General features: G+C 33.3%; 16 protein-coding genes. 13 read left to right on the top strand and 3 right to left on the bottom strand.

Annotation, left to right across the window (positions count from 1 at the left end; translation table 11 throughout):
- Positions 1-219 precede the first annotated feature (219 nt).
- From ACEN3Z_RS04690 to ACEN3Z_RS04680, 3 genes are all read left to right on the top strand, one after another.
- Entirely contained in the window at positions 220-1,923 is a 1,704-nt protein-coding gene (locus tag ACEN3Z_RS04690) for a dipeptide ABC transporter ATP-binding protein (protein ID WP_407089842.1), read from the top strand.
- A gap of 113 nt (positions 1,924-2,036) precedes the next feature.
- Positions 2,037-2,588 (top strand): DUF7010 family protein, encoded by a 552-nt coding sequence (locus tag ACEN3Z_RS04685; RefSeq protein ID WP_407089841.1) that lies wholly within the window; start codon positions 2,037-2,039, stop codon positions 2,586-2,588.
- A gap of 109 nt (positions 2,589-2,697) precedes the next feature.
- The gene (locus ACEN3Z_RS04680) at positions 2,698-3,390 is read left to right on the top strand and encodes a DNA alkylation repair protein (RefSeq protein ID WP_407089840.1); all 693 of its coding nucleotides are present in this window, start codon (positions 2,698-2,700) and stop codon (positions 3,388-3,390) included.
- Between the two features lie 40 nt (positions 3,391-3,430).
- On the opposite strand, the gene ACEN3Z_RS04675 is transcribed toward ACEN3Z_RS04680, so the two are convergent.
- Positions 3,431-4,177: an NAD-dependent epimerase/dehydratase family protein gene (locus tag ACEN3Z_RS04675; protein WP_407089838.1), complete on the bottom strand. Its 747-nt coding sequence runs from the start codon at positions 4,175-4,177 to the stop codon at positions 3,431-3,433.
- 239 nt (positions 4,178-4,416) lie between these two features.
- Between ACEN3Z_RS04675 and ACEN3Z_RS04670 the strand changes: the two genes are divergently transcribed.
- Positions 4,417-5,229 (top strand): APH(3') family aminoglycoside O-phosphotransferase, encoded by an 813-nt coding sequence (locus ACEN3Z_RS04670; RefSeq protein WP_407089836.1) that lies wholly within the window; start codon positions 4,417-4,419, stop codon positions 5,227-5,229.
- A gap of 103 nt (positions 5,230-5,332) precedes the next feature.
- Here the strand turns inward: ACEN3Z_RS04670 and ACEN3Z_RS04665 are convergent, their stop codons facing one another.
- Together ACEN3Z_RS04665 and ACEN3Z_RS04660 are read right to left on the bottom strand one after the other, a co-directional pair.
- Positions 5,333-6,046 carry a LytTR family DNA-binding domain-containing protein gene (locus ACEN3Z_RS04665; protein WP_197104110.1) on the bottom strand — a complete coding sequence of 238 codons (714 nt, stop codon included), beginning with the start codon at positions 6,044-6,046 and terminating at the stop codon, positions 5,333-5,335.
- Entirely contained in the window at positions 6,039-7,076 is a 1,038-nt protein-coding gene (locus tag ACEN3Z_RS04660) for an ATP-binding protein (protein ID WP_197104111.1), read from the bottom strand. The genes ACEN3Z_RS04665 and ACEN3Z_RS04660 overlap by 8 nt, the downstream gene beginning before the upstream one ends.
- A 552-nt stretch (positions 7,077-7,628) precedes the next feature.
- On the opposite strand from ACEN3Z_RS04660, the gene ACEN3Z_RS04655 reads away from it, so the two are divergent.
- From ACEN3Z_RS04655 to ACEN3Z_RS04615, 9 genes are all read left to right on the top strand, one after another.
- The gene (locus ACEN3Z_RS04655) at positions 7,629-8,246 is read left to right on the top strand and encodes an accessory gene regulator B family protein (RefSeq protein ID WP_407089835.1); all 618 of its coding nucleotides are present in this window, start codon (positions 7,629-7,631) and stop codon (positions 8,244-8,246) included.
- A gap of 35 nt (positions 8,247-8,281) precedes the next feature.
- Positions 8,282-8,614, top strand: a complete 333-nt coding sequence (locus tag ACEN3Z_RS04650) for a hypothetical protein (protein ID WP_197105329.1) — start codon at positions 8,282-8,284, stop codon at positions 8,612-8,614.
- A 14-nt stretch (positions 8,615-8,628) separates the two neighbouring features.
- On the top strand, positions 8,629-9,186 hold the full coding sequence (locus ACEN3Z_RS04645; RefSeq protein ID WP_197105330.1) for a hypothetical protein: 558 nt from the start codon (positions 8,629-8,631) through the stop codon (positions 9,184-9,186).
- Positions 9,187-9,507: 321 nt separating this feature from the next.
- Positions 9,508-9,891, top strand: a complete 384-nt coding sequence (locus tag ACEN3Z_RS04640; RefSeq protein ID WP_197105331.1) for an accessory gene regulator B family protein — start codon at positions 9,508-9,510, stop codon at positions 9,889-9,891.
- A 223-nt stretch (positions 9,892-10,114) separates the two neighbouring features.
- Positions 10,115-10,702 (top strand): hypothetical protein, encoded by a 588-nt coding sequence (locus ACEN3Z_RS04635; RefSeq protein WP_197105332.1) that lies wholly within the window; start codon positions 10,115-10,117, stop codon positions 10,700-10,702.
- Positions 10,703-10,749: 47 nt separating this feature from the next.
- Entirely contained in the window at positions 10,750-11,355 is a 606-nt protein-coding gene (locus ACEN3Z_RS04630; RefSeq protein ID WP_197105333.1) for a hypothetical protein, read from the top strand.
- A 75-nt stretch (positions 11,356-11,430) separates the two neighbouring features.
- On the top strand, positions 11,431-11,937 hold the full coding sequence (locus ACEN3Z_RS04625) for a hypothetical protein (protein WP_407089834.1): 507 nt from the start codon (positions 11,431-11,433) through the stop codon (positions 11,935-11,937).
- Positions 11,938-12,020: 83 nt separating this feature from the next.
- The gene (locus ACEN3Z_RS04620) at positions 12,021-13,043 is read left to right on the top strand and encodes a hypothetical protein (RefSeq protein ID WP_407089833.1); all 1,023 of its coding nucleotides are present in this window, start codon (positions 12,021-12,023) and stop codon (positions 13,041-13,043) included.
- Between the two features lie 179 nt (positions 13,044-13,222).
- On the top strand, positions 13,223-13,867 hold the full coding sequence (locus tag ACEN3Z_RS04615) for a hypothetical protein (RefSeq protein ID WP_407089832.1): 645 nt from the start codon (positions 13,223-13,225) through the stop codon (positions 13,865-13,867).
- Positions 13,868-14,338: the final 471 nt, after the last annotated feature.

The raw sequence follows: 14,338 nt of genomic DNA, 5'->3' as shown, positions 1-14,338 counted from the left end.
CTTATCGAATACATGAATAAATTTTACCCATGAATTCATACTCAGTTATTATAACGTTTCCACCTCAAAACGAGGCATGCGGATTTTCGAAGGCTAGCATTCGGATTTTTGAATGACGGTTGTCTGATCTACTCGCCTCTTTCAGATAGTTGCTATGTTATAATAATCGCTGTGTATTAACAGATATCAACGTATATAAAGAAGTATAGGAGTGAGTAAATGTCTGATATTTTAAAGGTCAACCAATTAGGCTTAAGCTTTGAGAGCGAAGACCAACAGCAAGAAGTATTAAATAATATCTCCTTTTCAGTAGAAGAAGGTGAAATTGTTGGAATTATAGGCGAGTCAGGTAGTGGGAAAAGTATGACGGCCCGTTCAATTACCCAACTATTACCTGATAATGCCATCATTCATTCTGATAGTGAGATTGAATTCAAAGGGCACAACCTCCTTGATACTAAACCAAAAGCCTTACGTAAAATATTGGGTGAAGATATTGGAATGATTTTCCAAGATCCATTAAGTTCATTGAATCCAACAATGACTGTTGGTGATCAAGTTGTTGAAGTGATTCGATTACATCAACGTATGAGTAAGAAACAAGCTAAGGCAAGAACAGTTGAATTGATGACGTCAATTGGAATTAAAGACGCTGATGTGAGGTTTAGTCATTATCCGCATGAGTTCTCTGGGGGAATGCGTCAAAGAATTATGATTGCCATTGCCTTAGCTGCTAATCCAAGTTTACTTATTGCAGATGAGCCAACGACAGCATTAGATGTTACGATTCAAGCTCAAATTCTATCCCTTATAAAGCAATTACAAACAGATTTAAACTTATCTGTCTTACTAATTACTCACGACTTTGGTGTGGTTGCTCAAATTTGTACACGAGTCATCGTCATGCAAGAAGGTAAAATTGTTGAACAAGGACCGATTGATGAGATATTTGCTAACCCTCAACATCCTTATACAAGATTACTACTTGAAGCTGTACCTAGAATTGAAGAAGAGAAAATCACTCAAGAAAAAGCGCAAGTTCAACCGCTAATCTCAGTAGAGCAACTAGAGCAAGTCTTCGATATTGGCAAAGGGAAGCAGCTTAAAGCAGTTAATCAGGTTAATATAGATATTTATAAAGGGGAAACCTTAGGACTTGTAGGTGAATCTGGTTCGGGGAAATCTACTTTAGGTCGCGCTATCCTTCAATTGTATAAACCAACGAGCGGACGTATTATATTCCAAGGCTTTGATTTGCATCAACTGACTAAATCAGAGATGTTAAAAGTCCGAAAAGATATGCAGATTATCTTCCAAGATCCTTATGCTTCATTAAATCCTCGTATGAAAATTGAAGATATTATCGGAGAGGCACTCGACACGCATCAATTAGTGAAGAATGCGAAAGAACGTCGGGCGCGAGTTGAAGAATTGCTAGGTTTAGTTGAATTAGACCCAAGTTTTGCTTCACGTTTCCCCCATGAGTTCTCTGGGGGACAACGTCAACGTATAGGAATTGCACGTGCGTTAGCTGTGGAACCTGACTTTATTGTTGCGGATGAGCCTTTATCTGCCTTGGATGTTTCGATTCAAAAGCAAATTATTGAACTCTTAAAGAAACTGCAAGACAGACTAGGATTAACGTATCTATTCATTGCTCATGATTTGGCAGTCGTGAAACAAATTAGTGACCGAGTAGCAGTCATGCAACAAGGACAAATTGTAGAAGTAGCAGAAACGAACGAATTATACGCGAATCCACTACACCCCTATACACAACAATTACTTCAAGCTGTTCCAAGGTTAGATGCACAGATGAAGTCGAAGGTGGTAGACTCTAATCCGCTAAAAGCGTGGCAACCAAATAAAGAAGTTGTAGCATTAAAAGAAGTTACTTCCGGACACTATGTAGCTAACTATTAACATATGGCATCCTTACTTATGAAGTAGGGATGTTTTTTATTAGGTGAATTAAACGCAATCAGGTAGGATTAAGTCATAGAGACGTTGTTTAAAGTTAAAAAGGAGCTAAAGTTATGATTGAATTGTTGGAAGAGCTTGCTAGAGTAAATTACTCAGGTGCCCCTTTTCTGGTTGCTTACGGTATAACATGGTTAATATGCGGAGTATTATGGCAAAAAATCAAATTAAACTATGCAGCCATTGCCACTCTGTTTCAGGGAATGGTTGCTTTACCAATCGCTTTACTCATTTTATATATTGTTGGTGCGTTTACCTTACGGCCGGATACGGGCATTTTAAATTCATTAAGTATTATCATTGCGATGAGTCAATTGTTAGCAATACCATTGTTGATTGCTATGTTCCAAAGAGAGCACTATACTATCATTCCTTTTATATTTAGCATCGTAGGTGCGGTTCATTTTCTAATGTATGCTTGGCTGTATCAAGAAGTTGCTTATATTATTATGCCGATTGTTCTATCAGTATTATTGGGCGTTATTTATGGTAAAAGTAAAGACAATCAATTAATAATATCCGCTAAAAGTGCTGGGCTAGCTTGTTATGCAACCGGGGGGCTCTTATTGATGAATGCATTATACTTACTATCAGGATACATCATTTAACTTGAGGAAGAGCAAGAAAGTGATGAGATGTGGATTTAAAAGAAAGTTCAAATCCATCCTCCAAGATTGAGAATATATCAAAAATTTGTTGAAAGGAGTAGGAATCACAATGGATACTGAACAATTAATCACAGAGATGAAAGGCCACCGAACAGACGATGCCCAAGCAATGTCAGCGTACTTAAGAAATCAGTTTCCTTTTTTAGGTCTTAAAAGCGTGGCACGTCGAAATATTACAAAGCCGTATTTTAAAGAAGCTAAACAAGAAGCACGAGCACAGTCTAAAGTGAATCCAGATACACCTATTATCGATTGGAACTTCGTCCAAGAATGTTGGCAACAGGAGGAACGTGAATTCCAATATGTTGCCACTGACTATTTAAATGATATGCAAACGTATTTGAAAAAAGACGATATCAATCATTTGAAAAAACTTATTACAACAAAGTCCTGGTGGGATTCTGTGGATGCTTTAGTGAAAAGAGTGGGCTATCTTCAAACACAGTATCCAGAGTTAAAAGAAACAATCATTGAATGGAGTGTATCAGATGATTTATGGTTGCGACGCGTAGCGATTATTCATCAATTAAGTATGAAGGAAGCAACCGATACTCAATTACTGACTCGAACGATTATGAATAATTTAGGAAGCAACGAATTCTTTATTAATAAAGCCATTGGTTGGGCATTACGTGATTATGCGCGAATAAATGAAGAATGGGTCAAGAATTTTCTTAGGCAGTATCAGACTGAACTAGCTCCTTTATCAATTCGAGAAGCATCAAAACATATAAATATGTAGACAACAAAAGACGTAGATTTTCATCTACGTCTTTTGTTGATTAAAAAATATTCTTCTTCTCGAACGCATTATCTTGAGGGTTGTAACCTAAATTGACTCTTGCTTCTTCATTGGATAGACGAGTGAACGTATTATTAGAGACACCATTAACAATTAAGAAGGGTTCTTTTAATTCTGCTTCGATACAGCCATCTATAAGACGATTCATATCCTCTTTAGATAAGTACATCGCCATGCCGTACTCATCAACTTCTTCGTCTAATTCATCGTCGCTCACTTTATAATCTGCGATCCGAATCGCAATAGATTCAATGCCATTTGAATAAGCATGGTAAGCAGCTAAACCTTCTAAGTATGCTTTAGATACGCCGTATAAGTTAGCAGGATGGATTGGATCCGTGGTCTTGACTTCAACACCGTCTGGATAACCATCAACGATATGGATAGAACTAGCGACAATGATGCGCTTCAAGTCTTTCGCTTTAGTCGCTTCATTATATAAGTTATGTGGGATTTTGTAGTTTAAATCTAATAAACTGTCATAAAAATCAGCATCTTGGTCAGCTTCTCCAGCTAATTGAATGACATATTCGATGCCATCTAGTAAGCCGTTCCAATTGTCAGGATCAAGTAAATCGCGTTTAACAATGGTTGCTTTAGCTTGAATATCGTCAGGAAGGTCAGAAAAATCACGTCCGACTAAAGTAAGCGCGTGTTTAGTAATAAGATGCTTTGCTAATTCGACACCAATGGTACCTGTTGCTCCAGTTATGAGTATCTTTGCCATAGTATTGTCTCCTTTTATCATATTGTTCCTTAAGATTACGTTTATAGTGCAAAAAATACAATTAAAAACACTTGCGAAGGAAAGAATAATGAACAATTTTTTTATAAAAGAGTAATGAAAGATTCGAATCCATTTGCAAAATGACTTTCATGGTGTAAAATCAAGAGTAATACAAAATGATATCGCTTTCCTATTACATGTATATAATAGAGTATTGAATAGAATTGAGGAGTGATGAGATGAATCTTGTAATACCCAAAGAAATCCGAAAATATATTGATAACCAGAATTTTCAAATTGATTTGATAGGTAAATCGAAGGCAAAGAAAATGATTTTAGATGATTGCGTTCTTAAGATAGAATCATCTTCTGGTGAAGTTAAAAATGAAGTGCTGATGCTTAGCTGGTGGCATGAAAAACTCCTACCAGTTCCTGAAATTTATGAAAATATGGAATTGAACGGTACGCACTATATACTAATGGAGAAGTTACGTGGAGATCCTTCCTATGAAGTGATTGTCAGACGCACGACAGAAGATCTAATTGAATTATTGGCTAATAGCTTAAAGCAACTTTGGAAAGTGGATGTAACCGACTGTCCAAGTGTCCAAACATTAGATGTTAAGTTAAAGCTAGCCAAAGAACGGGTGGAGAATAACTTAGTCGATGTTGACGATGCGGAGGAGGGGACCTTTGGTGGTGAAGGGTTTGAGGATCCAGCTGCCTTATGGCAATGGTTGAACGACCATCGCCCCCAAGAAGATCAACTCGTTTTATCGCACGGTGATTTTAGTCTACCTAATCTCATCGCAAGTGGGGTATATCTGACCGGGTTCATTGATCTAGGGCGAAGTGGCGTCTCCGATATTTATCAGGATATTGCGATCTGTTATCGCAGTTTGTTGAATAATCTAAAAGGAAAATTCGGTGTATTACGCGAATTTACTGAACAAGAGATTGAAAACTATGGCAACTTACTATTCGAGAAGTTGGAATTAGAACCTGACTGGGATAAGTTACGTTATTATATCTTATTGGATGAGTTGTTTTAGTTGATGATGAGAGAATTCTTAAGCCCTAGAGATTAGGCTTGAGGGGTCTTTTTGCTATCGACAACACAAAAAAGAACTAGCCACTTCTTCAGTTAATCTGTAGCTAGAACAATTCCAGCAGAACGTGTTCAACTCTTGCACGCTCCTTAGGCTTCACAGAGATTAATTGTTTGTTCTCCATAACTAAATCTGAACCATCTATTCGAACAACATGATTAACATTCACTATGTATGACCGATGGCAATGAACGAATTGTGGATATTCTTCCAATCTTTGATTAAGTTGCGACATATTTTCATAGAACCAATCATTATGATGCTGGGAAACGATGACTTTCTTTCTACCATGACTTTCAAAATATAGAATATTATCTAAGAGAATCGACTTATCTATTCCATTTTGGCTGTAGTTGAAGAAAGGAGATTGTGTTTCGAGTAATTGGTAACTTCTACCCAATGTTTCGAATAATTGAGTGCGTTTGATGGGCTTAGGAATAAAGCCAGAAGGCTTAACTTGAAATAAGTTGCGCTCATAACCATTCGTTCCTGTTACAAAGATAATCTCACTGGCATAATCTTTTAAATCATGACGGATATACTTAGCTACTTCAAGTCCATTCATTATAGGCATCTCAATATCTAATAAGATAATTCGCTTCATAGGCTCTTCTTTTTGAAGGTATGTGATTAACTGTTCACCTGACTGGTAACTTTTAACCCAAAAAGAAGTTTTGTGCTGTAGAGTATATTCCTGAATGAGCTGACTCAATTGTTTAGTAATGATTTCTTGATCATCACATATCAGAATTTCAATCATCTTTTACCTCCTTATCAACGTTTTCACTGGGCGTTTCATTCAATATGATTGAGACGGTAAAGGTTTCTTGGGTATGGTCAATTTTTAGTAACCCTTGGTATTTTTCAACAATTCGTTGCACACTCTTCAAACCAAAGCCGTGAATGGACGTGTCATCTTTACGTGACAGAATCTGTTGGCCTTGCTTGTTGACGATACCATCAAAGGTGTTAGCAATTCTTACTTTGAGTCGATTCCCTTCAAACAATATTTTTAGTTTAATTATCCGATTAGCTTCCACTGTCAAACACCCTTCAATCGCATTATCTAACAAATTCCCTAATAATACAGCGAGATCAATAGAATCAATATAAATATCCTTAGGAACGACGATATCCGTTATTACTTCAATCTCATTATCTGAAACAGAATGTAACTTCGAATTGATTATACCATCGATAGCAATATGACCTGTTTCGATAACTGGTTTCTGTAAATTATCAGGAACAATATCAATTAAGATACTCTCAAGCTCCGAGTTTGGATATTGACGAATGAAGCCATACAGTGGTGTCAAACGATTCTTAATATCATGACGAAATTGTCTCCATTCCTCGTTATGAGATTCTAATAATCTTAAGTGACTGGCGTATTCAAGCTGTTCTTGCTTGAAGTTTTGTTGTTCTGATAATAAGTCAAAACTCTTAGCCAAAGCATCATAAAGCTCGAATAAGATGATGTTAATAAGGAGGAAGAATAGAGCTAGCGACATCAAAATAGTTCCAGACAAATTAATCCATAAGAAAAGTAAAAAAATGATAATAGTAATCAATGGAATAATAAATTGGATGGTGTATAAAAAAATATTTTTATTCTTATGTAGCGCGCGATATTTACGGCGGTGTAAATATTTGATAAATAGAAACTCAACTAAGTAGGTAAAGACGACTGACATGATTGATTGGTAACTCGATGTATCTTGAAAATCTATTGTATATATATTTAATAAGGTAACAACAATAAGTTCAATGATAATAAAAAGAGCTAACAAGATGATACTCTCGCTAATCTGTTTAAAAATCTCACTAATATAGAGTCTTGAAATTAATATTATGCACATAATATTGATTGAGACGGTTAATAGAGGAGTTTCAAAAAAAAGATAGACACTACTAATTAATAAATAACTAATAAAACAAACAAATAAATTTTTCCCTAAAGACTCAGAGTTAGACCCAAATCTCACTTGGAAATAGGACCAAAGATTATAAACATAAATCGGAGTAATCAATAAATAAAAAATATCAAATGTAGTCAAATTGAGCCTCCCGAATGAAATGTCCTAATGATTCTATAATATTATACTAACATTTATACATGTTTTTTTGAATATATTAGATTAATTTATTCTCGTTACATATTAAGGGAGTTTCGTTACATTCTGGGAAATTATACAAATAAGTGTTATATGATGGTTATAGTAAATGAAAAAGGAGGGAGTAATTGAAAAAATACTTAAAATATTGCTTAAGGTTTTGTTACATCGGAATAATGTTTATTGTGAAGTTCAATGTCACTGAGAATTTGAGCTCTATAATTATTTATGAGCCAAAACGAAGCAAAAACATTGAGGAGTATTTTTCAAATAAAGATGGTTACTAAATTATCACAACAATTAGGTCGTTCAATGTCATTATCTGATGTAGAGGTTGAATGTGTTTCCCTTGGTATTTCAATAATTATTTTTCAATTGCTAGGATTCATTCTTGCTGCGATAATCGGGCTATTTTTTAACGTAATTGAAGAATTGTTTATTGTTATTTTTATGTATATCCCTTTAAGAATGTGTGTGGGTGGTTTTCATGCAAGTAAACCAGAATATTGTATGTTGTATTCGGGTATTATGTTTTGTTTGCAAGCTATCGGAATAAAATATGTATCCTGGGATAATGAATTTGTGAGGCATTTAATATTTTTTTCGCTAGTTTTAATTATACGCCTAGTAGTCGATTCTAAGTCAATTATTTACCGTTGGGTGAAATTAGTATTTGTAGCACAAACTAAATATGCTATAAGTGTACTAAACTTAATGTGTATAGCTTATGGGCTAACATTTGCTTTAGGGTACTATAACTTGATGAAGTATATATTTATTGGGTTGCTAACAAATGGAAGTTTGATCTTTATTGAACTGGTACGAAAGAATTTTATAGTTGGTTAATTTAGACAGATTATTTATTAAGGAAAGTATGATGTATGAAAAAATATAAAATTTTATTAACAGGATTATTAATTGCTACTTTTGTATTACCAACTTCTGTTGCTAAAGCATTTGAAAATAATAATGAAATTAATATTTCTAGTAATATAATTGAACCACTCGATGTAAGAAGGATGTGGATTGAAATGCATCCTGTTTCTGGAAATGGTCCAGCAACTTTTTATTATCATAATGGATATTGGCATGGTTACTTGCAAAAAGTTGGTTTTACTCCTCGACCAAACTCAATGTCGTATTATAGTGGCTATGTATATCCTGTAGATTCAGCAATACCTATTCCGTCTAAAGCTCCCGTTGAGGCAAAATAGAAAGGATAATTAAAATGAAAAAAATATTAAAGTATATAATCTTATTAGTATCACTAGTATCTATTAGTTCAATTTCTGTTTCTGCCAACGATAATCAAAGTTATGTAAGCGAGAATGAAGAGAGTCCTATTAGCCATATCGTATTTAACTCGAATAGCGTTCGACTAACTATCAATAATGAGGCACCTGAAGCAAGAGAAGTCATGCTCCTATTAGCAAATCACACAGACAATTCCGCCTTGAATCAACTTGATCCCAACTCAGAAGCCGATGATATCCAAGCTCTGCAAGAGGAGTTAGGAATTAGTTTCAATGCCATTGAAAATCAACTGGATTTAGAAAATAATCCGACTGTCTTCAATGTGATTCAACAAATTCAAGATGCATCATCTGGAATTTACTCGTCCATTGATCCGATGAGCAATGTTGTTTTCACCATTACTAACCCTGAGATAGTGGAGTCGGATGAGAGTATTCGCATTAAGTTGTTTAGTAATGACCTAATCGAATTTACACGTTCAGATGATAACACCATTGAATATAATTCTTATGACTTTGTGTTAGAGGGATAATTAAATTGTCGTAACCTTAAAAAGTTAGAGTTTTTATTCTAACTTTTTAAGGTCGTCGATTGTAAAATTAAGCTAGAAAGATTAAATAAACCATTCATGGTACACTCAAATCAAATTTTCAACCACGAAAATTAGAGGAGTAACCACAAATGACTTACATGAATCTTACTATGAAAGAACTTGTCTTGAATCATTGTATTAAGTTATGTTTCTTGTGATTATGTTTATTGCAAAATTAAATATAATAGGAAATTTAAGTATGTATTTCATTTTTCAACCGATAAAAAGTAAAAAATGTAAAAGAATATTTTTCAAGTCAAGATGATTAACAGGATTTCACGAGTAATAAGTAAATCTATATCACGTACTGAGATAGAAGAATGTATTAACTTTGGTCTCTCAATTATTGTTCACCAATTATTAGGTTTTATTATTGCAGTTTTTGTTGGGGTGTTATTCGGTACGGTAAGCGAGTTGGTTATAGTAATTTTTCTTTATATTCCATTGAGAGTTTGTGGTGGAGACTATCATGCTAGTACCCTTGAACAAAGTTTATTGTTTTCGGAAATTATGTTTGTACTAATCTCATTATGTTTAAAACATATGGTGTGGGATAGTACTCTGCTTATACAATTAGTTTTTATTTTACTGTATATTATCGATGTTTTGATAAAAGTGCCTAATTCAGTGAGAAATCGTTTTTAAAATTTAAAATTTACTACTCAATCTAAATATGTCAAAAATATTTTAATCGCAATGCTGATGGCTTATATACTTTCTTTTTTGATGAATTATGAAAGTCTTATGCAATACATTTTCCTAAGTTTTTTAAGCGAAAACTATTTTGATATTGACTGATATCACGCAAAAAGAATAAGAATGAAAAAGTAGTTGGAGAAACTGATAATTAAAACGAGGAGGAATTCTAGTGAAAAAAATATTATTAATTATAGCTATATTGTTGTCAGTTGCTTCGCCAATTTTAGCAAGTGCAGAAAATGATTATTCTGCATATTTGGTAAATGAACATGGCGAGAGTTATGGAGTCTTGACAAATGAAATAGGGACGTTTTCAAGTCCCAGTGGAGATGAAATTAGTCAAAAGACAATTATAGATATAAGTTCGGAAAATCTGGTTCCTTTGAATAGTAACTATCGATATAGTTGGGACTCATCTGGAAGTGTTAGAGCAGAGTTAACTGTGAATTTTGGGTATACGTATTATAATGGTCTAACACATGTTAAGGTGAATAGTGTAAGTGGAGGCTGGTCATCTTATAATAGTACAGTTCAAGTGTCTAATTCATACTTAGTAGTTGGGTCATCCGGAGTCACTAGTGCTGGCGGGCATATTGACCAGTCTAGAGTATATTATCCTGGAAGTAGTTTTACATACTATCCAAACTTTGCAACGTATATACTTCCTACCTCTTACGGTGAAATCGGAGCTAATCTCAATTTAACATTAGTAAGAGGCGGCACAACTTGGACTTTATACCTACCAAATAATTACTAAATTTTAACAATAGTTACTATTTTAGATATTCAAGGGGGAAAAACAGAATGAAAAATAAATTATTATTATCATGTCTTATTACCTTATATTTGTTCTTTATAAGTTCTATTCAAGTTTCAGCGGATGGAGTAGGTCAACTTGTTGAGTTAACAGATGATCAACAAGAGATATTGTCATTGCTTCATTTGAGACAAACTAACTTCTATTCAATCGATTATGAAAACGAAAATTCATCTTACATTATTCGCTGGGAAAAATTACAAGAAGACGGAAGTTGGCAAGCCATGGAATTAGTCAATGAAGTATACGACGGTGGTAAGCTCCTATTATCAGCCAATCTAGAAGATTTTATTCGTGTAGGTATTCTAACAGAAGATGGCGAGTTGAATACCTATGAATTCCTTTCATCAAGTTTACCTAATCGTATTGAAAGAGACAATAGAATGGAAGCTCTATTAGGAAATTGGGAAGACGATATCGAGATAACAGCTAATAAAAGGGAGCCTTTGGCATTCTTTATTCTAAGAGATTCTGACCATAGCTATTCTTTGAACATTGAAGAAATCTCGTCTGATTATGAAAAACCAGGATTTGAAGTGGAAGGTATTAAGGATGTATTTGCACTGACAATCGAATTTATAGATGGAGAATAATTAATTAGTCTGAGAATAGGCTATCAATAAAATGGGGTAGAATTAATGATCACGTTTAAAATTTACTTGTATTTAATGATAACAACTCTATTTTTAAATATAAATCCAGTCAAGACTGAACCAATAGAAAATCAGTTTATTAACTTAAATTATACTGTCTCATATGAAACTGCTAGCAATTTTTTCGAGGAACTAGATAAGGAAGAGCAAAGCCAACATAAAGACGGCAACTCAATGTCATTTTCATACGAAAGTGAACAACTAGTTAATATAATGGAAGAAAAATTCGAAAATATCATAGAAGATGAGTACTTGGAAAAGTTATTAATCAATGGTGATTTGACCGAGATTTATTATCTAGCTATGGAGAATACAGCTGATTATTCAGTAGAAGATATCACAGTGCTTAGCGAAGTAAATGAAAAAAATCTTACTAAGAAAAAACTGAAATTCACCTTAAAAGAGCAGCTATTTGAAAAGGACAAAGAACAAACGTGGAATTTAGAGGTGACAATCTATATCAATAAAGAAACCGGTAGGATTTCGTACTTCAACATAGAAGATAAACAGTATATTGATTAAATTATACAACTATATAGTACTGTCTTAAACGAGATTAGACTGCTATGTAGTTTTTTTCATATCATAGGACAGGGAGAAGATTTATGAATAAATTAATGAAGTTATTTACTGGTCTGTTAGGATTGATTATTATGGTGAATATTAACTTAAGTACTGTCACTGCACAAGGTGAGTATTCAGTTAGTGATGAACTTATACATGATGAATATCCTGAAGAAAGCTTTAAATATGAAATAATACAGCAAGATGTGAATGACTTTTTAGAAGGAGTAGCAGCATATCATAATCTGGAAGTGACAGATTTTGAAAATAGTTCGATACCAGAACTAACAATGGAACGATATTCATTCGAGAATGAGTCTTATATATTGAGTGTTGCTCAAGTAGAGAACAGCATTGCTTATGGATATACCAGAAGTGAAGGTTTTGTGTATTATGACGTTCAAAATGTAGTTAAAGAGAATGGACTTGAAGTGTCGACGGAGGATGATTTATCTTTTGCGACTAGAGAGGAAATTACGCAAGAAATTGACACTTTAATACATAGTTTAGGTATTGAATTAGATTATTCAATTGAGTTACAAAGTATCACAGCGAATGATATGAGTACATTATTAAAAGAATACTTTAATTTTGAAGGTGGCGATGAGGAGATTAGTCAGATTGCGACTGATTTATACATGGCTTCCGTTAAATTTTTTATAGATGACGTCCCTATTAATGATTTTACAATGGGGGATTATGAAGCAGGTATTGTTGCTGAAGATACTGTGTTTCAATTAACTTTTTCTGAAAATGGTCTAGAAAATTCAGATCTTAGGGGTTATAACAAAGTTGGTGAAAGATTAAATCAAATTAATTTGAATGCTGAAGAAATAATTTCATTAATTGAAAATAAATATGAGAATATAATTATTCTTAACGATACTAAATTATCATCCTTGGAACTAGTGTATCTGCATTTGTTAGGCTCTAAAACGAGTGAAGAATCAGACATATATATCCCTGTGTGGTTAGGAGTTATTGAACAGGAAGTAGATGGAGTGACTTATCCTACATATATATTTATTGATGCTGAAACTAAAAAGGAGTTAACATTACATTGATTAAGTATATTACTTCTGAACTAAGGAACAATATTCTAACTTCATATTTTTTGTTGATAATATTAGGTTATATTTTATTTTTGATTATACCGTTCTATCAAGAGTTACTTTTTGAGCGTACACATGAAGTAAATATAGCCTATATATGGACCGTTAGTACTAATCATACGTCGATATCATTGGCATTATCGACGATTGTAAATCTATTTGTCGCTGACTTTATTGCACGAGACATAAGACAAGGCGTTTTACAATATACCTTACCCAGGATGGGGAAAAGTAAGTACTTTTTGAGTAAAATATTTATATGTATTTCTTGTTCATTCTTAATTGTTGGACTAAGCAATGCGATAGTAATATATCTTTTATCTTTGAACTTTCCTTTGATTACAAATCCTATTGAAAGTAATTCTAACATTCTATATGGACTATCCAATGGTTTCTTAATAAGAGAACACTCGGCTATATGGTTTTATGGATGGTTAATATTTAAACAATCAGCTGAGATGACCTGCATGTCTTTAATCAGTTTAGTTGTTAGTTTTTTTAGCCAGAACAAACTTGTTCTATTTACTGTCCCCTTAACATCAAATGTTGTGATTATCTTTTTAGATAAAGTAAAAATATTGCCATTTCTATTAGATCCTCGCAAAGTTTTTTCAATGTATAATTCTCTAGGTTTGTACTTTGGAGAAGGGGATATTGAAAATAATATTGGGATATCAACAATCTATCCTATTTTATATCTAATAACAGTAGTAGTTATTATTTTTCTACTCATTATCTTTTTATATAAAAAGAAGTTTGAAGGAGGATATCGATGAGGCAAATCTTTCAAATGATCTGGATTCATCTCGTTACAAATTATACTCAAAAAAGAGTTCTATTTGCTTTAATACTGCAATGGTTATATATGTATTCAATTTTAAATCCAATTCTTGCTTTTGCTGATGAATTTAATTTAGATTTACACATATCTCTTTATCCTTTTTTACACACAGATCCAATTTTTATAATTGTCATAACACTATCTTTTTTGCTTATACTATCGAATATTCCTATGAATAATGAGATGCAGTCCTATCTGATTCACAGAACTTCTACGAGTAAATGGATTACATCACAAATATTGTATATAATCTTTAGTATTTTTATATATATAATAAATCCTGAATAATTCATACCTCTATAATTTAAGCTGGTTTCTTGAATAAATTAATCGTTCTTGGAAAAATTGGGAATTTTTCTACAAAATAGTGCGTTCTCGAAGTAGATTTTAACTAAATGAACCTTCT

It is taken from the genome of Ruoffia sp. FAM 26254, assembly GCF_045528545.1.
GTDB lineage: Bacteria > Bacillota > Bacilli > Lactobacillales > Aerococcaceae > Ruoffia > Ruoffia halotolerans.
This window is presented reverse-complemented; position numbering and strand designations above follow the sequence as displayed.